24 protein-coding genes are annotated in these 21042 nt (G+C 70.6%); 11 read left to right on the forward strand and 13 right to left on the reverse strand.

Going from position 1 to position 21042, the window contains the following annotated elements:
- Positions 1–8: 8 nt before the first annotated feature.
- Positions 9–836 (reverse strand): TetR/AcrR family transcriptional regulator, encoded by an 828-nt coding sequence (locus tag JYK18_RS08835; RefSeq protein WP_206801626.1) that lies wholly within the window; start codon positions 834–836, stop codon positions 9–11.
- 162 nt (positions 837–998) lie between these two features.
- On the opposite strand from JYK18_RS08835, the gene JYK18_RS08840 reads away from it, so the two are divergent.
- The gene (locus JYK18_RS08840) at positions 999–2516 is read left to right on the forward strand and encodes an MFS transporter (RefSeq protein WP_206801627.1); all 1518 of its coding nucleotides are present in this window, start codon (positions 999–1001) and stop codon (positions 2514–2516) included.
- Here JYK18_RS08840 and paaE read toward each other — a convergent pair.
- The 8 genes from paaE to JYK18_RS08880 all read right to left on the reverse strand — a co-directional run bounded on the left by paaE (position 2493) and on the right by JYK18_RS08880 (position 10316).
- Positions 2493–3572 (reverse strand): 1,2-phenylacetyl-CoA epoxidase subunit PaaE, encoded by a 1080-nt coding sequence (paaE, locus tag JYK18_RS08845; RefSeq protein WP_206801628.1) that lies wholly within the window; start codon positions 3570–3572, stop codon positions 2493–2495. The two genes, JYK18_RS08840 and paaE, sit on opposite strands and share 24 nt — an antisense overlap.
- Positions 3573–4064 (reverse strand): 1,2-phenylacetyl-CoA epoxidase subunit PaaD, encoded by a 492-nt coding sequence (paaD, locus tag JYK18_RS08850; protein ID WP_206804114.1) that lies wholly within the window; start codon positions 4062–4064, stop codon positions 3573–3575.
- A gap of 5 nt (positions 4065–4069) precedes the next feature.
- Positions 4070–4900, reverse strand: a complete 831-nt coding sequence (paaC, locus tag JYK18_RS08855) for a 1,2-phenylacetyl-CoA epoxidase subunit PaaC (RefSeq protein ID WP_206801629.1) — start codon at positions 4898–4900, stop codon at positions 4070–4072.
- Positions 4901–4907: 7 nt separating this feature from the next.
- Positions 4908–5192, reverse strand: coding sequence for a 1,2-phenylacetyl-CoA epoxidase subunit PaaB (paaB, locus tag JYK18_RS08860; protein ID WP_153028876.1), 285 nt, complete (start codon positions 5190–5192; stop codon positions 4908–4910).
- A complete protein-coding gene (gene paaA / locus JYK18_RS08865; protein WP_307795831.1) occupies positions 5192–6145 on the reverse strand; it encodes a 1,2-phenylacetyl-CoA epoxidase subunit PaaA in 954 nt (317 codons plus the stop codon). Before paaA ends, paaB begins: the two co-directional genes overlap by 1 nt.
- Positions 6142–8175: a phenylacetic acid degradation bifunctional protein PaaZ gene (gene paaZ, locus JYK18_RS08870; protein WP_206801630.1), complete on the reverse strand. Its 2034-nt coding sequence runs from the start codon at positions 8173–8175 to the stop codon at positions 6142–6144. The genes paaA and paaZ overlap by 4 nt, the downstream gene beginning before the upstream one ends.
- Before the next feature lie 78 nt (positions 8176–8253).
- Positions 8254–9468, reverse strand: coding sequence for a cytochrome P450 (locus tag JYK18_RS08875; RefSeq protein ID WP_206801631.1), 1215 nt, complete (start codon positions 9466–9468; stop codon positions 8254–8256).
- A 5-nt stretch (positions 9469–9473) separates the two neighbouring features.
- Positions 9474–10316 carry a 3-hydroxyacyl-CoA dehydrogenase family protein gene (locus JYK18_RS08880; RefSeq protein WP_307795832.1) on the reverse strand — a complete coding sequence of 281 codons (843 nt, stop codon included), beginning with the start codon at positions 10314–10316 and terminating at the stop codon, positions 9474–9476.
- Between the two features lie 106 nt (positions 10317–10422).
- On the opposite strand from JYK18_RS08880, the gene paaI reads away from it, so the two are divergent.
- The 6 genes from paaI (at position 10423) to JYK18_RS08910 (ending at position 15394) form a co-directional block, all read left to right on the forward strand.
- Complete coding sequence (gene paaI, locus JYK18_RS08885) at positions 10423–10806, forward strand: hydroxyphenylacetyl-CoA thioesterase PaaI (RefSeq protein ID WP_206804117.1); 384 nt, start codon at positions 10423–10425, stop codon at positions 10804–10806.
- The gene (gene paaK, locus JYK18_RS08890) at positions 10803–12065 is read left to right on the forward strand and encodes a phenylacetate--CoA ligase PaaK (RefSeq protein WP_206801632.1); all 1263 of its coding nucleotides are present in this window, start codon (positions 10803–10805) and stop codon (positions 12063–12065) included. Before paaI ends, paaK begins: the two co-directional genes overlap by 4 nt.
- Positions 12062–12661 carry a TetR/AcrR family transcriptional regulator gene (locus tag JYK18_RS08895; protein ID WP_206801633.1) on the forward strand — a complete coding sequence of 200 codons (600 nt, stop codon included), beginning with the start codon at positions 12062–12064 and terminating at the stop codon, positions 12659–12661. Before paaK ends, JYK18_RS08895 begins: the two co-directional genes overlap by 4 nt.
- 91 nt (positions 12662–12752) lie before the next feature.
- On the forward strand, positions 12753–14612 hold the full coding sequence (locus JYK18_RS08900) for a Na+/H+ antiporter (RefSeq protein ID WP_206801634.1): 1860 nt from the start codon (positions 12753–12755) through the stop codon (positions 14610–14612).
- 22 nt (positions 14613–14634) lie between these two features.
- A complete protein-coding gene (locus tag JYK18_RS08905; protein WP_206801635.1) occupies positions 14635–15000 on the forward strand; it encodes a hypothetical protein in 366 nt (121 codons plus the stop codon).
- A complete protein-coding gene (locus JYK18_RS08910; protein WP_206801636.1) occupies positions 14993–15394 on the forward strand; it encodes a hypothetical protein in 402 nt (133 codons plus the stop codon). The genes JYK18_RS08905 and JYK18_RS08910 overlap by 8 nt, the downstream gene beginning before the upstream one ends.
- A gap of 78 nt (positions 15395–15472) precedes the next feature.
- Here the strand turns inward: JYK18_RS08910 and JYK18_RS08915 are convergent, their stop codons facing one another.
- Positions 15473–15658, reverse strand: coding sequence for a hypothetical protein (locus JYK18_RS08915; RefSeq protein ID WP_206801637.1), 186 nt, complete (start codon positions 15656–15658; stop codon positions 15473–15475).
- A gap of 171 nt (positions 15659–15829) precedes the next feature.
- Here JYK18_RS08915 and JYK18_RS08920 point away from each other — a divergent pair, with 171 nt between their 5' ends.
- On the forward strand, positions 15830–16237 hold the full coding sequence (locus tag JYK18_RS08920) for a CoA-binding protein (protein ID WP_206801638.1): 408 nt from the start codon (positions 15830–15832) through the stop codon (positions 16235–16237).
- Here the strand turns inward: JYK18_RS08920 and JYK18_RS08925 are convergent.
- Positions 16234–16947 carry a zf-HC2 domain-containing protein gene (locus JYK18_RS08925; protein ID WP_206801639.1) on the reverse strand — a complete coding sequence of 238 codons (714 nt, stop codon included), beginning with the start codon at positions 16945–16947 and terminating at the stop codon, positions 16234–16236. The genes JYK18_RS08920 and JYK18_RS08925 overlap by 4 nt on opposite strands.
- Positions 16948–17037: 90 nt before the next feature.
- On the opposite strand from JYK18_RS08925, the gene JYK18_RS08930 reads away from it, so the two are divergent.
- A complete protein-coding gene (locus tag JYK18_RS08930; RefSeq protein WP_206801640.1) occupies positions 17038–17592 on the forward strand; it encodes a sigma-70 family RNA polymerase sigma factor in 555 nt (184 codons plus the stop codon).
- 80 nt (positions 17593–17672) lie between these two features.
- On the opposite strand, the gene JYK18_RS08935 is transcribed toward JYK18_RS08930, so the two are convergent.
- Positions 17673–18227: an AAA family ATPase gene (locus JYK18_RS08935; protein WP_206801641.1), complete on the reverse strand. Its 555-nt coding sequence runs from the start codon at positions 18225–18227 to the stop codon at positions 17673–17675.
- Between the two features lie 163 nt (positions 18228–18390).
- On the opposite strand from JYK18_RS08935, the gene JYK18_RS08940 reads away from it, so the two are divergent.
- Complete coding sequence (locus JYK18_RS08940) at positions 18391–19029, forward strand: HNH endonuclease family protein (RefSeq protein WP_374194999.1); 639 nt, start codon at positions 18391–18393, stop codon at positions 19027–19029.
- A gap of 134 nt (positions 19030–19163) precedes the next feature.
- Positions 19164–20099, forward strand: coding sequence for a helix-turn-helix transcriptional regulator (locus JYK18_RS08945; RefSeq protein ID WP_206801642.1), 936 nt, complete (start codon positions 19164–19166; stop codon positions 20097–20099).
- Positions 20100–20108: 9 nt separating this feature from the next.
- On the opposite strand, the gene JYK18_RS08950 is transcribed toward JYK18_RS08945, so the two are convergent.
- Positions 20109–20828 carry a response regulator transcription factor gene (locus JYK18_RS08950; protein WP_206801643.1) on the reverse strand — a complete coding sequence of 240 codons (720 nt, stop codon included), beginning with the start codon at positions 20826–20828 and terminating at the stop codon, positions 20109–20111.
- Positions 20829–21042: the final 214 nt, after the last annotated feature.

The following is a 21042-nucleotide window of genomic DNA, read 5'->3' on the forward strand; positions in this document are numbered from 1 at the left end:
CTCGCCGATCATGCCGGGAGTGGGCGTCGCCCCTCGATCAGCACCGCGATCCCGTCCAGCACCCTGGCCAGGCCGAACTCGAAGGCCTGGCCGAAATCGGCGACGCCGGGCTGCGTCGCCATCAGCGCGGAGAGCTGGGGATGGGTCGCGTCGGCCACCACGTCCCGCGAGATGTCGCGGCCGGTGCTCTCCCACCAGTCGGCGAGTTCGACGCCGGAGGCCCGCCGCGCCTCCAGGTCGTTGGCCATCAGCAGGCCGACCCCGCTGGTGTAGTTGGTCACGGTCATCACCAGCTGGAACTTCTCCACCGGGGTCAGGTCGTACCCGTCGAACGAGGCCAGCGCCCACTCCACCTCGCTGGACATGTTCTGCAGCAGCACCGTCCGCGGGCTGGTGACGAACGGCAGCACCCACGGGTACCGCTGGTAGAGCGCCCAGTCGTTGCGCGCCACCGCGGTCATCCGCTCCCGCCAGCCGGTCAGCTCCGGGGTGCGCGCCGACCCGCGCGCGATCACCTCTTCGACCATGTGCAGGAGCAGTTCCTCCTTGTCGGCCACGTACCGGTAGAGCGACATCGTGCCCGCGCCGAGTTCCGCGGCGATCCGGCGCATCGACAACGCCCCCGCGCCCTCGGCGTCGGCCACGTCGATGGCCGCCTGCACGATCGCCGCGACGGTCAGCGACCGCTCGGGATCGGCGGGCGCGGCCCTGGTCACCGTCGCGCCCGCGGCCACCCGCGCGCGGTACGCCTTGGCCTGGCAGGACCGCGAGCAGTACCGCGGCCGACGACCGCGCGCGGGCACCGCCAGTGGCTCACCACATTCCACACAGGTCATTTCCGCACACCCCAATCTCGTGACGAAAAGATACCACAGCACCGTGACGAAAACAGCTGCGTGACGTATCTACCAGCGGAAATGCTGCTTGCCTGACCGATTTCGGCATGCGTATCTTGTACGCAACCGCATCGCGTACACCGTATTCCGAGGGGACCAGAAATGACCGCCAAAGCCAGCCGCAAGGACTGGTTCGGCCTAGCCGTACTCGTGCTGGCCTGCCTGCTCGTGTCGATGGACATGAGCGTGCTGCTCTACGCGATCCCGTTCCTCAGCGAGGACCTGACGCCGAGCAGCACCCAACTGCTGTGGATCATCGACATCTACGGCTTCCTGCTGGCCGGGCTGCTGATCACGATGGGCTCGCTCGGCGACCGGATCGGCAGGCGGCGCCTGCTGCTCTCCGGCGCGGCCCTGTTCGGCCTGGCCTCGGTCGCCGCCGCCTTCTCCACCAGCCCCGAACTGCTGATCACCGCCCGCGCGCTGCTCGGCGTCGCCGGCGCCACGCTGGCACCGTCCACATTGGCCTTGATCAGGAACATGTTCACCGATCCCGATCAGCGCCGGGCCGCGATCGGCATATGGACCGGCGGCTTCGCCGGCGGCGTGATGATCGGCCCGATCGTCGGCGGCTTCCTGCTGGAGCACTTCTGGTGGGGTTCGGTGTTCCTGATCAACGTGCCGGTGATGGTGCTGCTGCTGGTGCTCGCGCCGCTGGTGCTGCCCGAGTTCACCGATCCGCGGCCGGGCCGGTTCGACCTGGTCAGCGCCGGTCTCTCGCTGGCCGCGGTACTGCCGATCATCTACGGCATCAAGGAGTTCGCGGCCGGGGCGAGCGGCTGGGAGGCGGCCGCGTCGCTGGCCGCCGGACTGGTCGTCGGCGTGGTCTTCGTGCACCGGCAACGCGCGCAGGAGGATCCGATGATCGACCTGCGCCTGTTCGCCAACCGCCGGTTCAGCACCGCCATCGGCACCACCACGGTGACCCAGTTCGCGATGATGGGCCTGGCCTACTTCAGCACCCAGTACCTGCAGTCGGTGCTCGGGTTCAGCCCGCTCGAGGCGGCGCTGTGGACCCTGCCGACGATGGTCGGCATGTTCATCGGGCTGGCGCTCGGCGGCACGCTCGCCACCCGCGTCCGCCCGGCCTACCTGATGGGTGGCGGGCTGGCGATCGGCGCGTCGGGGTATGTGGTGTTCAGCTTCTCCACCCCGGACAGCGGGCTGCCGCTGCTGCTCACCGGCGGTGGGCTGATGACGCTCGGCGTGGGCATCGTGACCGTGCTGGCCACCGAGGTGGTGCTGGCCACCGCGCCGCCGGAGCGCGCGGGCGCGGCCTCGGCGCTGTCCGAGACCAGCACCGAATTCGGTGGGGCGCTGGGCATGGCCGTGCTGGGCACGATCGGCGCGGCGGTCTACCGGTCCGCTGTGGACGTTCCGGCCGGGTTGCCGCCGGAGGCCGCGGCGGCCGCGCACGACACGCTCGGCGGCGCGGTCGCCGTCGCCGCCAACTTGCCGCCCGGACTGGCCCCCGGATTCCTGCGCGACGCCTACGAAGCGTTCACCGACGGCATGAGCGTGACCATGCTGATCGGCGCGGGTGTGCTGCTGGCCGCCGCCGCACTGGTCGCGGTGCTGCTGCGCCAGGTCAGCCTGTCACGAGTCGAAGTCCACGGTTAACGCGTCGGCCGCCGGGAAGGTCTGGCAGGTGAGCACGAAGCCCGCGTCCACTTCGGACGGTTCGAGGGCGAAGTTGCGCCGCATGTCGGCCTTCCCGTCGGTCACCTTCGCCCGGCAGGTGCCGCACACCCCGCCCTTGCAGGCGAACGGCAGGTCCGGCCGCAACCGCTGCGCACCGTCCAGAATGGACTCCTCGCGGGACAGCGGCACGGTGGTGGCGCGGCCGTCCAGCACGATGGTCACGTCGCTGCTGGGCCCCTCGATGCTGGCGTCCGGGTGCCGGACCGGCGCCGGCGGCAGGTCGTCCACGTAGAACAGCTCCTGGTGCACGCGCTCCCGCGGCACACCCCGGCGTTCCAGCACGTCCTGCGCGTCGGTGACCATGCCGTACGGACCGCACAGCCACCAGTGGTCCACCTGCTCGGCCACCATCAGCCGGTCGATCAGCGCGCTCAGCTTCTCCCCGTCCAGCCGCCCGCTGAACAACTCCGCCTCACGCGGTTCCCTGGACAGCACGTGCACCAGTTCCAGCCGCTCGCGGTAGCGGTCCTTCAGATCGGCCAGTTCGTCGGCGAACATCACCGTGTCGCTGCGGCGGTTGCCGTAGAGCAGGGTCGCCGAGGACGACGGGTCGGCCAGCACCGAGGCCACGATGGACAGGATGGGCGTGATGCCGGAACCCGCCGCGATCAGCACGTGGTGCGCGGCCTGGTCCAGGTCCGGGGTGAAGTTCCCGGTCGGCGGCAGCACCTCGACGGTGTCCCCGGCGGCCACCTCGTGCACCAGCCAGCTGGAGAACACCCCGCCCGGCACCTCGCGCACACCGATCCGCGGCTTCGCGCCCGCCGCCGCGCAGATCGAGTACGACCGCCGTTCCTCGCGGTCGTCCACGATCCGCCGCAGGGTCAGCGACTGCCCCGGCCGGAAGGCGTACTCCTCGGCCAGTTCCGCGGGCACGTCGAAGGTGACCGCCACGGCGTCGGCACACAACCGCTCGACCCCGGCCACCCGCAGCGAGTGGAACTCCGAGCGCCGGCGGGTTTTCGTCGTCGTCACTCAGATCTCCTTGAAGTGCTCGAAGGGTTCGGCGCAGGCGCGGCAGCGGTTCAGCGCCTTGCACGCGGTGCCGCTGAACTCCGACAGGCGCTCGGTGTCGGCGGAACCGCAGTGCGGGCAGGTGACCAGCAGGCGCGGTGCGCTCAGCGTCAACGGGATCGGGCCGGACGGCCGGACCGGCGCGTCACCGGGCGGCGCGATGCCCGCTTCGGCGAGCTTGCGGCGGCCGGATTCGCTGATCCAGTCGGTGGTCCACGCCGGGTGCAGCACGGTGCGCACCTCGACCTCGCGGTACCCGGCCCGCCGCAACGCGTGTTCCAGGTCGTCGCGCATGGTGTCCATGGCCGGGCAGCCGGTGTAGGTGGGCGTGATCGCCACCGTCACCCGTCCGTCCTCTTCGGACACCTCACGCAGCACGCCCAGCTCGGCCAGCGTCACCATCGGCAACTCGGGATCGGTGACCGTCTCGGCCACCGAGCGCGCGTCCAGCATGGTGTTCACCAGGTGGCCCCGGGATTCGCGCGGGCCACGCTCTGCATTTCGGCGAGCAGCGAGTCCAGCTCGGCGGTGTGCGAACCGTCCCGGCCACCCCCTTCGGCCTCGGCCACCACCGGGAGTCGCAGCGTGGCAGCGGAAAGCACCTGCGCGAGCACGTCGTCGAACTCCGCGCGCACGCCGGATTCCGCGCCCGCGAAGAGTTCCGCGGTGTACGGCCACACCGCGTCCAGACCGGCCTGCATCTTCTCGTGCGACAGCTCGGTCCCGTCGCCGAGGCGGACCGTCCACTGTGCCGCGTAGTCGCGGTGGTAGACCAGTTCCTTGATCGCCTTGGCCGCGATCGCCGCGAGCACCTGGTCGGGTGACGAGGTCAGGCGCTGGAACACCGCCAGCCGCCAGGTGCTGAACACCAGCAGCCTGGCCACCGAGAAGGCGAAGTTCCCATTGGCCAGTTCGACCAGGCGGACGTTGCGGAACTCGTGGCTGTCGCGGAGGAACGCGAGGTCGTCCTCACCGCGCCCGGTGCCGTCGGCCTTGCCCGCGCGGGCCAGCAGCAACCGCGCCTGGCCGAGCAGGTCGAGGCCGATGTTCGCGAGTGCGACCTCGTCCTCCAGCTCGGGCGCGTTCGTGCACCACTCCTGCAGCCGGTGCGACATGACCAGCGCGTCGTCCCCGAGCATCAGGCAGTGCGCGGCCAGCTCCCCGGCGTCCAGCCCGTCGGGCACCGTGGTGTCCACTCCGGACAGCGGATCGTCGAAACCGGTGCCGAACGCCCAGCGGGAGTCGTCCGAGCCCTCGGTGAGCGCTTCGTAGGCGTTGTCAAAGGACATCAGGCACTCACATGTGGGGGACGTTGTCGGGGATGTCGTAGAAGGTCGGGTGCCGGTACACCTTGTCGCCGCTGGGCGCGAAGAACGGGTCCTTCTCGTCCGGGCTGGACGCGGTGATGTCGGCGGCCTTGACCACCCAGATGCTCACACCCTCGTTGCGGCGGGTGTACAGGTCGCGCGCGTGCCGCACGGCCATCTCGTCGTCGGCGGCGTGCAGCGAGCCCACGTGCACGTGGTTGAGCCCGCGCTTGCCCCGAACGAACACCTCGTACAGCGGCCAGTCGTGCTGCATCACGCCGCCCCCTTCGCTTTCTTCGCCGCGTGCGCGGCGGCTGCCTCGCGCACCCAGGCGCCTTCCTCCTGCGCCCTGCGCCGCCGCTCGATCCGCTCGGCGTTGCACGGGCCGTTGCCCGAGATCACCCGCTTCAGCTCGGACCAGTCGATCTCGCCGAAGTCGTAGTGCCCGCGCTCGGCGTTCCACTTGAGATCGTCGTCGGGGAAGGTCACCCCGAGCGCCTCGGCCTGCGGCACCGACATGTCCACGAACCGCTGGCGCAGTTCGTCGTTGGTGTGGCGCTTGATCTTCCAGGCCATCGACTGCGCGGTGTTCGGCGAATCGGCGTCCGGCGGGCCGAACATCATCAGCGACGGCCACCACCAGCGGTTCACCGCGTCCTGCACCATCTCGCGCTGCGCCTCGGTGCCGCGCATCATGGTCATCAGCAGTTCGTAGCCCTGCCGCTGGTGGAAGGACTCCTCCTTGCAGATCCGGATCATCGCCCGCGCGTAGGGCCCGTAGGAACTGCGGCACAGCGGGACCTGGTTGCAGATCGCCGCGCCGTCCACCAGCCAGCCGATCACACCGACGTCGGCGAAGGTCAGCGTCGGGTAGTTGAAGATCGACGAGTACTTCTGCTTGCCGCTGATCAGCTTGTCGGTCAGGTCGGCGCGGTCGGCACCCAGCGTGGTCGACGCCGAGTACAGGTACAGCCCGTGCCCGGCCTCGTCCTGCACCTTGGCCAGCAGGATCGCCTTGCGGCGCAGCGAGGGCGCCCGGGTGATCCAGTTGCCCTCCGGCTGCATGCCGATGATCTCCGAATGCGCGTGCTGCGCGATCTGCCGGATCATCGTCCTGCGATAGCCCTCGGGCATCCAGTCCCGCGGCTCGATCCGCTGGTCGCGCTCGATGGTGTGCTCGAAGTGGGCCTGGAGGTCCGCTTCGGACAGTTCGGCGAGGGTGGTCACTTCGCCTCCTTCTCCACCAGCGTGAGCACGTCGTACCTGGCGACCGACGTACCGTCCTGTTTGGTCACATCCGCATCCCACCGCACTTCGCCGTATTCGGCATTTTCGCGCGGGGTGATCTGCTTGGCGGTCAGCGTCACGGTGAGCGCGTCACCGGGGAACACCGGCGTCAGGAAACGCAGGTTCTCCAGGCCGTAGTTGGCCAGCACCGGGCCGGGCTCCGGGGAGACGAACAGCCCGGCGGCGAACGACACGATCAGGTACCCGTGCGCGACCCGCCCGCCGAAGAACGGGTTCGCCGCGGCGGCCTCCTCGTCCATGTGCGCGTAGAACGTGTCCCCGGTGAACTCGGCGAAGTGCTCGATGTCCGCCAGCGTGACGGTCCGCGGCCCGGCGGTCACCGAGTCACCGATCTTCAGCTCCGCCAACGACTTCCGGAACGGGTGCACCTCGGCGGCGGCCCGGTCCGCACCCTCGACCCAGCGGTTGGTCACCGCGGCGAGCACCTTCGGGCTGCCCTGCACGGCGGTCCGCTGCAGGTGGTGCAGCACGCCGCGCATGCCGCCCATCTCCTCGCCACCACCGGCGCGGCCGGGACCACCGTGCACCAGCTGCGGCATCGGCGAGCCGTGCCCGGTGGACTCCTTGGCGTCGTCGGCGTCGAGCACGAGCAGCCTGCCGTGCCACGGCGCGACCCCGATGACCACCTCGCGGGCGAAGGCCGCGTCGCCGGTCACCACCGAACCGGCCAGGCTGCCCTGGCCGCGCGCGGCGAGGTCGATCAGCTGGTCGGTGGAGGTGAACGGGATCAGCGTGGACACCGGGCCGAACGCCTCGACCTCGTGCGGCTCGGCGCGGTCGGCGTCGTCGGCGCGCAGCAGCACCGGCGAGATGAACGCACCCCGCTCGGCGTCCGCGTCCACCACGTCGACGCGCTCGGGGTCACCGAACACGATGCGACCGGCGTCGAGCAGGGACTTCAGCGACCGGCGCACTTCCTCGCGCTGCTCCAGGCTGGCCAGCGCGCCCATCCGCACGCCCTCGCTGGTCGGGTTGCCGACGGTCACCTTGGCCAGCCGCTCACTCGCGGCCTGCGCGACGTCGTCGATCAGCTCGGCGGGCACGAAGGCGCGGCGGATCGCGGTGCACTTCTGCCCGGCCTTGACCGTCATCTCGGTGCACAACTGCTTGACGAAGAGGTCGAACTCGGTGGTGCCCGGCTTGGCGTCGGGGCCGAGCACGGACAGGTTCAGCGAGTCGGCCTCGGCGTTGAACCGGACCGAGTTCCGCACGATCGCCGGGTGCGCGCGCAGGTGCTGCGCGGTCGAGGCCGAACCGGTGAACGAGACCAGGTCCTGCCCGGTGACGTGGTCGAGCAGGTCACCGACGCTGCCCGCGACGAACTGCAGCGAGCCCTCCGGCAGCAGCCCGGACTCGATGATCAGCTCGACCAGCCGCGCGGTCAGGTACGCGGTCTGGCTGGCCGGTTTGACCAGGCTCGGCACCCCGGCGATGAAGGCGGGCGCGAACTTCTCCAGCGGCCCCCACACCGGGAAGTTGAACGCGTTGATCTGCACCGCGACGCCCCGCAGCGGGGTGGCGATGTGCTGGCCGGCGAAGGTGCCGCCCTTGCTCAGCGGCTCCACCGCGCCGTCCACGTAGACGGTGTCGTTCGGCAGCTCGCGCTTGGCCTTGCTGGCGTAGCTGAGCAGCACGCCCATCCCGCCGTCGACGTCGAACTTCGAGTCGCCGAGCGTGGCGCCGGTGCGCGCGGAGAGCGCGTACAGCTCGTCGCGGTGCTCGCGCAGGTGCAGCCCGAGCGCCTTGAGCAGGTTCGCGCGCTGGTGGAAGGTCAGCTCGCGCAGCGCCGGGCCACCCACGCGGCGGCCGTGCGCGAGCGCGGCGCCCATATCCACCCCGGCCGAGGAGATCCGGGCGACCTCGTCGCCGGTGACCGCGTCGTGCAGCGGGACGCCCTCCGCGTCCGGCGTGTGCCAACCACCGGAGACGTAGCTGCGCAGCAGTGCCATCGAGTCCGACCTCCCGGAATTACCAACCGTACGTTCAGTAAGTACTGTAACCGGGCGAGCCGGTGAACACCAGGCCGCTCACCAGCGCAGCGGCAGGTGGAGCAGGCCGTTGATGAAGTTCGACGTCAGGTGCTTCGCCTGCCCACCCAGCTCCACCTGCGGCAGCGCGCGGAGGAACTCGGTGAAGAAGATCCTCATCTGCAACCGGCCGAAGTGCGCGCCGAGGCACAGGTGCGGGCCCTGTCCGAAGGCCAGGTGGTCGTTCGGCTCGCGGGTGAGGTCGAAGGTGAACGGATCGCGGAACGCGCGTTCGTCGTAGTGCGCCGACGCGTGGTAGACGACCACCTTGTCGCCCTCGCGGATGAGCTGCCCGCCCAGTTCGACGTCCCGGCTCGCGGTCCGGCGGAAGCTGAGCACGGGCGGGTGCCAGCGCAGCATCTCCTCGATCGCGCTCGGCAGCAGTTCGGGGTGGGCACGCAGCCGCGCGTACTGCTCGGGGTGTTCGACCAGGGCGAGCACGCCGCCGGGCAACGCGCTGCGCACGGTGTCGTTGCCCGCGATCACCACCAGGAAGAAGAACATCTCCAGCTCGGCGCCGTCGAGGTCGGCGCGGACGAGCGCGGTCATCAGGTCGTCGCCCGGTTCGGCCCGCTTGCGCTCGGCGAGCTGCCGCGCGTAGGCGAACATGTCCGCCAGCATCGCCGGTGACCGCGGGTTCAGCGGTTTGCCGTCGTCACCGAGGATCACCTCGGCGTGTTCGGGGTCCTGGTAACCGATCACCCGGTTGGTCCAGTGCAGCAGCAGTGCCCGGTCCTCGGCGGGCACGCCGAGCAGATCGGCCAGGTTGAGCAGCGGGAAGTCGTCGGTCACCTCGACCGGCAGATCGCATTCACCCTTGGCCGCGACCGCGCCGATCAGCGTGCGCGCGCGGTCGGCGATCCGCTCGGCCGAGCGTTCGAGCCGCCGCCGGGTGAACACCGCGGCGACCACCTTGCGCAGCCGGTTGTGCTCCGGCGCGTCCATGTTCAGGATCATCCGGCGGATGAACGCCAGGTCGTCCGGCTCGGGATCGCGGATCTGGGTGGCCCCGAGCCACGACGAGAAGACCTCCGGCGCGCGCAGCACGTGCTTGACGTCGGCGTGCCTGGTCACCGCCCAGTAGCCGGGACCGGCGGGCCAGCCCAGCACCTCCGGCTCCTCCTGCCAGGCGACCGGTGCGGTGTCCCGCAGCTCGCGGAAGGCGTCGTGCGGCAGGCCGCCGGCGAAAACCGTCGGATCGAACACGTCCGGCATGGTTGTCAGCTCCAGTCGTGGAAACCCTTGCCCGTCTTGCGCCCCAGCTCACCGCGATCGACTTTTTCCCGCAGAAGCCGCGGTGGCGCGAAGCGGTCCCCCAGCTTGCTCGCCAAGTATTCGGCGATGGCCAGCCGCACGTCGAGGCCGACCAGATCGGTGGAGCGCAGCGGGCCCATCGGGTGGCGGTAACCCAGCTCCATCGCGCGGTCGATCGACTCCGCGTCGGCCACGCCCTCCTCCAGCATGCGGATGGCTTCGAGGCCGAGCATCACGCCGAGCCTGCTGGTCGCGAAGCCCGGCGAGTCCCGCACCACGACCTCGCTCTTGCCGAGCCGGCCGACCCAGTCGAGCACCTGGTCGCGCACCGCGGCGGCGGTCTCCGGCCCGAGCACCACCTCGACCAGCTTCGAGGCGGGCACCGGGTTGAAGAAGTGCATGCCGGCGAACCGGTCCGGCTTGGTCAGCGCGGCGGCCAGTTCGGTGATCGAGAGCGAACTGGTGTTGGTGGCCAGCACGGTGTCCGGGCCGACCACCCGTTCGGCGGCGGTCAGCACGTCGAGCTTGAGCTTGACCACCTCCGGCACGGCCTCAACCACCAGCGCGGCGTCGGACGGCAGCTCCTCGATCGCCGTACCCACCCTCACCCGTTCGATGACCTGTTCCGGCGTGCCCTCGAGCTTGCCCCGCTCGGCGGTGGCACGCAGCCCGGCGAGCACGCGTTCGTGTGCCGCCTCGGCCGCCTCGGAGTCGCCTTCCACGACGAACACCCGCGCCCCGGTCGCGGCGAACACCTGCGCGATCCCGGCGCCCATCCGGCCCCCGCCGATCACCCCGATCGCTTCCACCCGCACCTCCGCACTTGACACCCACACCGGCCGGAAACATTATTAACCGTCCATTCGGTCAGTTAGCAAGAGTAGGGAGCCGATGGATTCCACCGCCGCCCACCGGATGTTCGAGGCCGACGAAGCGTCGCGAGCACTGGGCATCGAACTCGTCGAAGCCGCCGACGGCCACGCCGTCGCGCGGATGAAGGTCACCTCGGCGATGGTCAACGGGCACGACATCGCCCACGGCGGCTACCTCTTCCTGCTCGCCGACACCACGTTCGCCTGCGCCTGCAACAGCCACGGCCCGGTGACCGTCGCGGCGGGCGCGGAGATCAACTTCGTGGCCTCGGCCCGGCTCGGTGACGAACTCACCGCGACCGCCGCCGAGCGCACCACGTACGGGCGCAACGGGATCTACGACGTGACCGTGTGCCGGGCGGACGGCGCGGTGATCGCGGAGTTCCGCGGCCGCAGCCGCGTGATCGGACAGAAGGACCAGTCGTGAACAGAACCGAGCTCCAGGCCGTCCAGTTGGAACGTCTGCAGTGGACACTCGAGCACGCGTACCGCAACGTGCCGCTCTACACCAGGAAGTTCGACCAGGCCGGGGTCAAGCCGCAGGACTGCCGCACGCTGGCCGACCTGGCGAAGTTCCCCTTCACCACGAAGAACGACCTGCGGGACAACTACCCGTTCGGCATGTTCGCCGTGCCGCAGGACCAGGTCCGCCGCATCCACGCCTCCAGCGGGACCACCGGCAAGCCGACCGTGGTCGGCTACACCGAGCGCGACATCGACACCTGGGCCACCGTGATGGCCCGCTCGATCGAGGCGGCGGGCGGCCGTCCGGGTGACAAGGTGCATGTGGCCTACGGTTACGGCCTGTTCACCGGCGGCCTCGGCGCGCACTACGGCGCGGAGAAGCTCGGCTGCACGGTGATCCCGGCGTCCGGCGGCATGACCGCGCGGCAGGTGCAGCTGATCACCGACTTCCGGCCCGAGATCATCATGGTCACCCCGACCTACCTGCTCACCCTGCTCGACGAGTTCGAGCGGCAGGGCGTCGACCCGCGGTCCACCTCGATCCGGGTGGGCATCTTCGGCGCCGAGCCGTGGACCGAGCAGATGCGCGCGGAGATCGAAGAGCGGATGAACATCCACGCGGTCGACATCTACGGGCTGTCCGAGGTGATGGGGCCCGGCGTGGCGCAGGAGTGCGTGGAGACCAAGGACGGGCTGCACATCTGGGAGGACCACTTCTACCCCGAGGTGATCGACCCGATCGACGAGGACGTGCTGGGCGAGGGCGAGCGCGGGGAACTGCTGTTCACCTCGCTGACCAAGGAGGCGCTGCCGATCATCCGGTACCGCACGCGGGACCTGACCCGGCTCCTGCCGGGCACCGCGCGGCCGGAGTTCCGGCGGATGGAGAAGGTCACCGGGCGCACCGATGACATGATCATCCTGCGCGGGGTCAACCTGTTCCCCACCCAGATCGAGGAGATCGTGCTGCGTGCCGAGGCGCTGGCCCCGCACTTCCAGCTGGTGCTGACCCGGCCGGAGCGGATGGACCACCTGACCGTGCGGGTGGAGGCGCGCGAGGGCGCCACCACCGAGCAGCGCGCGGAGGCGGCCGCCGACCTGGTGCGCCAGGTGAAGGACCGGGTGGGGGTGACCGTCGGGGTGTCGGTGGTCGATCCGGACACGTTGGAGCGTTCGATGGGCAAGATGCGGCGCGTGGTCGACCGGCGAGAGCGGGCATGACCACGGCGAAACCGGGCCGCCGGGGCCGGCCGGGCTACGACCTGGAGTCGCTGCTGACCGTCGCGGTGAAGCTGTTCAACGAGCGCGGCTACGACGGCACCAGCATGGAGGATCTGTCCAAGAAGCTGGGCATCACCAAGTCGGCGATCTACCACCACGTGCCGAGCAAGGAGGAGATGCTCCGGCTCGCCGTGGACCGGGCGCTCGACGGGCTGTTCGCGGTCGCCGACGAGGTGGCCGCCGGGGACGGCCGCGCGATCGACCGGCTGGAGCGGCTGGTGCGCGGGAGTGTGGCGGTGCTGGTCGAGCGGCTGCCGTTCGTCACGCTGCTGCTTCGGGTGCGCGGCAACACGAAGGTGGAACGAGCCGCGCTGGCCCGCCGCCGCGAGTTCGACCGGATCGTCACGGACCTGGTGAAGGCCGCCGAAGCCGAAGGGGACGTGCGGCCGGACGTGGATCCGGCGGTGACCAGCCGCCTGCTGTTCGGCATGGTCAACTCGCTGATCGAGTGGTACCGCCCGCGGGGTGGTGCCTCCGGCGAGGAACTCGCGGACGCCATCTGCAAGATCGCCTTCACCGGCCTGCGACAGCCCTAGCCAGGTGCCGTAAAGGTGGCTTTCACAGCCGAACGTGCCGTGAAAGCCACATTCACGGCGTCGGCGGGTGGAGCCGGGGGATGATGTTCCGGTGGAGATAGCCGCTCAGATCGTCGGGCTCATCGTGGCCGTGCTCGTGGTGACCGCGATCGCGCGCCGGTTCGACTGGTCCGAGCCGTTGTGCCTGGTGCTCGCGGGCGTCGGCGCCTCGTTCGTGCCCGGTGTGCCCGACTACGAACTGCACCCCGAGGTGGTCCTGCTCGGGCTGCTGCCCCCGTTGCTCTACGCCACCGCGATCCGCACGTCGCTGGTCGACATCCGGCGCAACCGCGGGCCGATCGGGTTGCTGTCGGTCGGGCTGGTCGCGTTCACCACGATCGGGGTCGGGCTGGTCACCTGGCTGGTCATCCCCGGCCTGCCGCTGGCCGCCGGGCTGGCGCTGGGCGCGGTGGTCGCGCCGCCGGACGCGGTGGCCGCCACCGCCGTCGCCCGCCGGGTCGGCATGCCCCGCCGGATCGTGCGCATCCTCGAAGGCGAGAGCCTGCTCAACGACGCGTCGGCGCTGGTCGCCCTGCGCACCGCGATCGCGGCGATCGCCGGTTCGGTGTCCCTGCTGGAGGTCGGCGGCGACTTCCTGCTCGCCGCCGGTGGCGGGGTGCTGGTCGGCCTGATCGCCGGGAAGGTCGCCTACCTGCTGCGCGCGCGGATGGAAGACCCCGTGCTGGACACCGCGACCTCGCTGGTGGTCCCGTTCGCCGCGTACCTGGCCGCCGAGGAGATCCACGGTTCCGGGGTGCTGGCCGTGGTGATCGCCGGGTTGATGCTCGGCAACCACGAACCCCGCATGCTCTCCGGCTCGTCCCGGCTGGCGAACCGGCTGAACTGGCGGACCGTGCAGTTCCTGCTGGAGAACCTGGTCTTCCTGCTGATCGGCCTCCAGCTGCGGCGCATCCTGGAGGCAGCGGGCCGGTCCGAGCTGGGCATCGGCGCGCTGGTCGGGGTGTGCGCGGCGGTGCTCGCGGCCACCGTGTTGACCCGCATCGCCTGGATGTTCGCCATCGGCGGCATCCGACGGCTTCTGCGGGGAAAAGCCTGGCCGTGGTCGTACTCGGCGGTGATCTCCTGGGCCGGGATGCGCGGGGTGGTCACGCTGGCCGCCGCGTTCGTGCTGCCCGCCGACACCCCGCACCGGGCGGTGCTGGTGCTCGCCGCGTTCGTGGTGGTGGCGGGCACGCTGCTGCTCCAGGGCATGACCCTGCCCAAGCTGGTCCGGTGGCTCGGGCTGCCGCCGCCCGATCCCGCCGAGGACGCGCTCCAGGAGGCGGCCCTGCTGCACGACATGACCCGCGCCGCGCTCGACGAGCTGGAGAAGGTGCGGCGCCCGGAGGATCCGCCGGAGGTGGTCGAGCGGCTGCGCGACCGGTTGAGCCACCGGTCGGATTCGGCCTGGGAGCAGCTCGGGCGGCAGAGCGAGCTGACCGAGACCCCGAGCGACGTGTACACGCGGTTGCGCCGGGAGATGCTGGAGGCCGAGCGGGTCGTGCTGCTCGAAGCGCGCTCCTCGGGCCGCGTCGACGACGACGTCCTGCGGCGTGTACTGGAGGCGCTCGACATCGAGGAGTCCATGCTCACCGAACCGGAAGACGTCGACCTGGACGAGGAGCGCGAGTTGAGCACACCGGCCGCCACCGCGGGGAGTTGCAAGCACCTGGCCAAGGCCCCCGACGACACCCGACCCGAAACCCCGGACGGCTGCGAAGAATGCCTCCGCGACGGTGGCACGTGGGTGCACCTCCGGCTGTGCCTGGAGTGCGGGCACGTCGGCTGCTGCGACTCGTCGGTGGGCAAGCACGCGACCGCCCACTTCCACGACACGCGGCACCCGGTCATGCGCAGCTACGAGCCCGGCGAAACCTGGCGCTGGTGCTTCGTCGACGCGAATCTGGGCTAGTTAGGCTGGACTCGGTGAAATCATGATCGATAGCTTGGCGACCGCCCTGATCATCGCGACCCTGGTGGGGGCGGTGTGGGCGCTGGTGCACGTGCTGCGCGACCGGCCGCCGAACCGGCCGCTCTACGGTGCGCTCGCGGTGATCGAGGTGGCGCTGCTGGTGCAGACCGTCGCCGGGATCGTGAACTTCGCGAACACCGACCGGCCGGTGAACGGACCCGAGTTCATCGCCTACCTGGTCGGAATCCTGGTGATCCTGCCGATCGCGGTGCTGTGGTCGATGACCGAGCGCACCCGGTGGGGTACCGGCGTGCTGATCGTGGCCTGCCTGGCGCTGCCGGTGATGATCGTGCGGATGCAGCAGATCTGGGAGTTGCGCGGTGCCTGAGACCCAGCCGACCACCAGCACCGGGCCCGGGCGGGTGCTGGTGGCCGTGTACGCGATCTTCGCCATCGGCGCGACCTCGCGCTCGGTGGTCCAGATCGCCACCCGGTTCGACGAGGCGCCGCTGGCCTACGCCCTGTCGGCGGTGGCCGCGGTGGTGTACATCCTGGCCACCTTCGGCCTGGCCAGGGGCAGCCGCGGCGGGCGGAAGGTGGCCACCGCGTCGTGCCTGTTCGAACTGGCAGGCGTGCTGGCGATCGGTACGTTCAGCCTGGTGGACGCGGAAGCCTTCCCGCATGCGACGGTCTGGTCCGCGTACGGGAAGGGCTACCTTTTCATCCCGCTGGTGCTGCCGGTGCTGGGCCTGCTCTGGATCCGCCGGACCCGCGCCGCCTGAAGCCGCGCCCGGCCGCGCGAGCGGCAACCCTCCACGTCGGACCCCAGCTACGAGTGGGCTGGGTCCTGATGCCCCCAGTTACGAGTGGGCCGGGTCCTGATGCGAATGATCCGCCGTCCCCGCGGGTGAGTCCGTGCGCTCGGCTGGTCTCTGCTCCGCGGCCTGCTGCTGCCGCGGCTGCTGCTCCACCTCGTGGTGGTGCGCCTCGGCGAGTTCGTAGTCATGCCGGCACCGGCGGCCGAACCGCCGGGCTCCGCCCGTCATGACCCCCGCCCCTTGTTCCCGGTGACCGTCCTCATGACGCCTCCTTCGCCGCGCCGATTTTACGCCCGCCCGGCCCGCCGGCGCGCGTTCATTTCGCGGTGGATTACCCGGCCGGGAATCGGTAAACCCGCGCCGCTGTTGCACCGGTCAGGAAAGCACCGGAGGCGAATCATGATCGAATTGGCCGAGCGCCTGCTCGCCGAGCACCGCACCATCGCCGTGGTCGGGCTGAGCACCAATCCCGAGAAGGCCGCGCATTCCGTGCCCGCCGCGATGCGGGCGGCCGGGTTCCGCGTGCTCGGCGTGCACCCCAGCGCGCCCGAACTCCTCGGTGAGCCCGCCTATCGCGAACTGGCCGAAATCCCAGAACCGATCGACATCGTGAACGTGTTCCGCCCGGCCGCCGAAGCACCCGAGATCGCGCGGCAGGCGGTGGCCATCGGCGCCAAGGCCTTGTGGCTGCAACAGGGAATCGTCTCCCCCGAAGCACGCCGGATCGCCGAAGAGGGTGGCCTCGATTACGTCGAGGACCAGTGCATGGCCGTGGTCCGCGCCCTCTCCGGTGCCAGGAAGAACTAGGCGACCCTCCGCTTCGCCGCCGGCGGCTGGTGCCGGTCGCTCTTCGCCCGGCGACGCGGGCGGGACGACTCCGCGTCCTCACTGGCGGTGAAGAGCTCGGCGTCCTCCCGCACGTGGCTGCCGGGCTCCGGCGCCCGCCACCGGCCGAAGCCGAGCAGGAGCGTGCACAGCACCCCGAGCAGCAGCGGCACGTGCCCGCTGAGCCGGTACCAGCCGACCTGCCCACCCAGAACGTCCACAATGGACAGGAACACCAGCACGCCGGCGAAGCTGAGCAGCAGCGGCAACTGCGTCCGCGCGCGGAACGGCCGGGCCGCCACGAACAGCAGCCCGACCGCGATGGCGAAGTTGAACGCCGCCGTCTCGTGCTGCAGGTGCCCGCCGTGCGCGGCCCCGGTGATGCCCGGCATCGGCATCAGCAACTGCGAGACCACCACCGAGAACTGGCACACCGCGACCAGCACCAGCGCCCACCGCAGCCGGTCCACCCCCGGTTTCACGGCCACCCTGGCGTACACCCGCTCCGGCACCGCGGGCGGTTCGCCCACCGGCGCCAGCCTGGCCAGGCGGGTGATCCCCGCCGCCGCCTCCCACCAGGCGGCGCACTCGGCGCACCCGTCGACGTGTGCTTCCAATTCGGTCATCGGCACGCCCGGATCCTCACCGTCCAGCGTCGCCGAAATCCCCTCGCGAACGGTCGAACACTCCATGGCTGTTCAGTCGTCGGCCGACCCGGGAAAGTTCCCGGATAGCGACACGTAGTGGCAAAATGGTTCCACCACCGCATAGGGTGATCCCTTGTGGATGACGACGAGATCACCCGCCAGGCGTTCCGCGCGGCCGGCGGCGACCGGCGCGCCGCCGAGCAGTTCGTCGCCGCCACCCGGCACCAGCTGCACCGCCTGCTGAGCTACCTGTCCGACCCCGGCTCCGCCGAGGACCTGGTCCAGGAGACCTACCTGCGTGCCTTCGCCGCGCTGCCGCGGTTCGCCGGGCGCTCCCCCGCGCGGATGTGGCTGCTGGCCATCGCGAAGCGGGTGGCCGCCGACCACCTGCGCGGCAACCGCCGCCGCCCGCGCACCACGCCGCTCGAGGAGTCGGGCACCGAGGCCGTGAAGACGCCGGACCACGGCAGGCTGGTCATCCTCCAGCAGCTGATCGGCGAACTGGACGAGGACCGGCGCGAGGCGTTCGTGCTCACCCAGATCACCGGGCTGTCCTACGCCGAGGCCGCGGAGCTCTGCGAGTGCGCGGTCGGCACCATCCGGTCCAGGGTGTTCCGCGCCAGGGACGACCTGACCGCGGCGATGGCGCAGGGCGAAGGCGGACGTCGATCGGCCACCAGCGGCTGGTGACCCGGGGTGATGTTCCGTTCACCCACATGTGGACAAAGCCTGTGGATAACTCCGGCGGCCAGTTGTGCACAACGGCCGGCTCAGGGTGTGCACAACACGATCGGGGTGTCCAGTGACGGCCGCTCCAGCACCTCCACGCTGTGCCACCCGCGTGGCGGCCTGCCCTCCGCGAGCGCGCGTTCGACCCGTTCCGCCCGCCGCACGTGCCGGGTGAACGAGCGCGCGCCCAGCACCCGCCCCCGGGCCAGCTGACCGGCCGCGGCCTCACCCGGTGTGGTGTGCACCCACAGCAGGTGACGGCTGCGCCCCGCGAGCACGGCCATCACGATCAGCATCACCCGGGTGCTCGCCCTGGTCGCGGGCTCGTGGGCGACCACGGCCCGGCCACGGCGCAGGGAGAACAGCAGGATCCGCGACCGGTGCCCGAGGTGCACCAGCGGGCGGTACCAGCGGTAGCGCACCCACGACGGCAGCACCCGGCTGAACCAGGCCCGCACCTGGTCGGAGTCGAGCAGCGCGGCCCCCGCCTGGTTCTCCGCGCGGGCGAGCAGCGTGCTCTTGCCCGCACCGGGAATTCCGGCGACCACCACCAGCCCGTGGACCGGCACCGGCAGTTCCACCCTCGCCCGACGCATGCGCGGGCAACGAGCCGCCTGCCCGGATCGTTCCGTACGCCCGTGTTCGACCACGTGGAAAGTTTCCACCAAGCGTCGCGAACCGGTTACGCACCGGCGACCGAGGTGCAATGCGGATCCGGCACCGTCACAGGGCCCATCCACGTCCCCACCTGGAGGAACCGTGATCCGCTGGACCGTCCCGGCCGTCGCGACCGCACTGGCCGCCACCGCCCTCACCGTGACGATCACCACGCCCGCCGGTGCCACCCCGCCGAACATCCCGAGCAAGGCCACCGCGCAGTCCGAGCTGAACGCGCTGACCGTGGCCACCGAGGGCAGCCTGAGCGGGTACTCGCGCGACCTGTTCCCCCACTGGTCCACCGTGTCCGGCAGCTGCAACACGCGGGAGACGGTGCTCAAGCGGGACGGGCAGAACGTGGTCCAGGACTCGTCGTGCGCCGCGGTCTCGGGCAGCTGGTTCAGCCCGTACGACGGCGCCACCTGGACGAACGCGGCCGATGTGGACATCGACCACATCGTGCCGCTGGCCGAGGCGTGGCGCTCCGGCGCCAACTCGTGGACCACCAGCAAGCGCCAGCAGTTCGCGAACGACCTCACCCGGCCGCAGCTGATCGCCGTCACCGACAACGTCAACCAGTCCAAAGGCGACCAGGACCCGGCGTCCTGGCAGCCGTCCGTGTCCTCGTACCGCTGCACCTACGCCAAGATGTGGATCCGCTCGAAGTACTACTGGGGCCTGCGCGCGCAGTCGGCCGAGAAGAGCGCGCTGCAGTCGATGGTGAACACCTGCTCCTCGTAATACTGTGACGTGCGTCACATGAAACCCGCGTGATGAGCGTCTGGTCCGTGCGTCACACACGTACCGGACCAGACGCGCTCGGGGGCGCGCCTGGCACGGGAAATCGTTTCCCGCAGCACGGGTGGAGGTGCCGGATGCACAGGTGGTACGGAAGTTCGAAGGTGCACCGGTGCCGCCTGTCCTCCGCACCGGAGGGCATCGCGTGGGCCGAGTTCGCCGCCTCGGTGCAGGTGTCCACCGCCGGGCTGGCCGCGATCGAACCGGCCGCGCCCGGCCAGGCCGACCGGGCCGCCCGCCTCACCCTGGTCAGCTCGCCGACCAGCAAGATCACCCAGGCCGACCTGCCGCCGGTGCGCGTGTCCATTGAGGAGTCGGACGAGTTCGTCGGCTTCTACGTGCTGGAGCACTCACCGTGGTGGATCACCACCGGCGGGCAGGAGATCATGCACGCCCCCGGCGAGCTGCTGATCGCCGCGCCGGGGCCGCTGCGCGCGATCAGCCGCGCCCGCGGCCTGGCCACCGGGCTGTGGGTGGCCGCGAACCGCCTCACCGTGTCCCGCCGCGAGCTGGACCGGCTGCGCACCCGGCCGACGCCGCTGCCGCCCGCGCTGCGCACCCTGCTCACCACCGCCGCCGACAGCCTGGCCGAATACGGCGAACTCGACGTGCTCGGCGCGGAGAACTACCTGACCGGCCTCGGCGACCTGGTGGTGCGCTCGCTGCTCGGGATGACCGCCGCGCCCGAGCCGCGGCAGGCCCGCAAGCAGCAGATCCGCCAGTACATCCACGACCGCCTCGACGACCCGCGGCTGGACGTGGACTCGATCGCCGCCGCCCACCACATCTCCCGCAGCGCGCTGTACCAGATCTTCGAGGACGAGGACGGGGTCGCCGGTTACGTCCGGCGACGCCGCCTCGTCCGGGCGAAGGAAATGCTCGCGGACCCGAACCGGACGAACGAAACCATCGGCGCGATCGCCCGTCAGGCCGGATTCACCAGCCACGCCCATTTCAGCCGCGTCTTCACCCGCACCTTCGGCGCGAAGCCGAGTGAATTCCGCGGCGGGTAAGCGGCCTTATCAGGCGGAGAACCGCACCGGCGGCAGTGCTTCCGGCTCCACGATCCCGAGCCGGAATGCGCGGCCGACGGCGTCGCACCGGTTTCGCGCGGACAGCTTCTTCAGTATGGACTTCACGTGCGTGCGCACGGTTTCCACGGAAATGTTCAGCGTCTCGCCGATGGTCCGGTTGTCCAATCCCTCGGCCATCAGCCGCAGCAGTTGCGACTCGCGCACGGTGAGCGGGCTGACGTGCGGCCGGGAGGTCGGCGCCGAGGTGGCGGCGGTGAACCCCGGGCGCAGCCGCGGCGAGAGGTAGTTCTGCCCGTGCACGGCCCGGCGCAGGCCGGTGGCCAGCACTTCGGCCGGGCTGGCGCTGTCCAGCACCACGGTGGCGCCGGCCCGGACGGCCTCGCTGACCCGCACCGGGACGGGGCGGTCGCCGCCGGGATCGAGCATGACCACGATGCCGCGGGTGGACCGGCGCCGGGCGAACACCTGCACGAAGCCCAGGTGCGGATAGGCCTTCTCGTGCACCCAGAACAATCCGTCACCAACGCGCTGGGCCAAACGGGTGGCGGCTTCCAGATCGGTGGCGGAATGCACCACCACCCGGCCGAAGATTTGTTCCAGCGCCCTGGCCATTCCCTCGCGGATCAGCGGGACCGGGCTGACCACAACGGCCGCGGGCACCTCCATTCGCGGCGCCTGGCGCTCGTCGAAGACCGGAAAAGGACGCATTTGCAGCGAGCGTCGCACCCCATTGGCGGCGTTGTGCCCCTGTTCGCTACCTCTGTCCGCCGGTTGCCCCTCGGTGACGTACGACATCTGTTTCCTCCTCGGCGGCGGCGCGGAGAAAAATTTCTCCGGCGAGTTCCTGCCACTGTAGACACCCGTATATCGATTACTTTGCCCAGTTGTGCGGCACTATTGCGGGTTTGCGCAGTCGGCGAGA

The sequence above is a fragment of the Amycolatopsis sp. 195334CR genome (genome assembly GCF_017309385.1).
Classification (GTDB): domain Bacteria; phylum Actinomycetota; class Actinomycetes; order Mycobacteriales; family Pseudonocardiaceae; genus Amycolatopsis.

Coding starts and splice junctions, on each gene's coding strand:
- JYK18_RS08835 (WP_206801626.1), bottom strand. CDS start 836: ATGACCTGTGTGGAATGTGGTGAGCCACTGGCGGTGCCCGCGCGCGGT.
- JYK18_RS08925 (WP_206801639.1), bottom strand. CDS start 16,947: ATGGAGTGTTCGACCGTTCGCGAGGGGATTTCGGCGACGCTGGACGGT.
- paaC (WP_206801629.1), bottom strand. CDS start 4,900: ATGTCCTTTGACAACGCCTACGAAGCGCTCACCGAGGGCTCGGACGAC.
- JYK18_RS08920 (WP_206801638.1), top strand. CDS start 15,830: ATGATCGAATTGGCCGAGCGCCTGCTCGCCGAGCACCGCACCATCGCC.
- JYK18_RS08875 (WP_206801631.1), bottom strand. CDS start 9,468: ATGCCGGACGTGTTCGATCCGACGGTTTTCGCCGGCGGCCTGCCGCAC.
- paaB (WP_153028876.1), bottom strand. CDS start 5,192: ATGCAGCACGACTGGCCGCTGTACGAGGTGTTCGTTCGGGGCAAGCGC.
- paaI (WP_206804117.1), top strand. CDS start 10,423: ATGTTCGAGGCCGACGAAGCGTCGCGAGCACTGGGCATCGAACTCGTC.
- paaZ (WP_206801630.1), bottom strand. CDS start 8,175: ATGGCACTGCTGCGCAGCTACGTCTCCGGTGGTTGGCACACGCCGGAC.
- JYK18_RS08945 (WP_206801642.1), top strand. CDS start 19,164: ATGCACAGGTGGTACGGAAGTTCGAAGGTGCACCGGTGCCGCCTGTCC.
- JYK18_RS08895 (WP_206801633.1), top strand. CDS start 12,062: ATGACCACGGCGAAACCGGGCCGCCGGGGCCGGCCGGGCTACGACCTG.
- JYK18_RS08905 (WP_206801635.1), top strand. CDS start 14,635: ATGATCGATAGCTTGGCGACCGCCCTGATCATCGCGACCCTGGTGGGG.
- JYK18_RS08915 (WP_206801637.1), bottom strand. CDS start 15,658: ATGACGGGCGGAGCCCGGCGGTTCGGCCGCCGGTGCCGGCATGACTAC.
- JYK18_RS08950 (WP_206801643.1), bottom strand. CDS start 20,828: ATGCGTCCTTTTCCGGTCTTCGACGAGCGCCAGGCGCCGCGAATGGAG.
- paaD (WP_206804114.1), bottom strand. CDS start 4,064: ATGCTGGACGCGCGCTCGGTGGCCGAGACGGTCACCGATCCCGAGTTG.
- JYK18_RS08935 (WP_206801641.1), bottom strand. CDS start 18,227: ATGCGTCGGGCGAGGGTGGAACTGCCGGTGCCGGTCCACGGGCTGGTG.
- JYK18_RS08840 (WP_206801627.1), top strand. CDS start 999: ATGACCGCCAAAGCCAGCCGCAAGGACTGGTTCGGCCTAGCCGTACTC.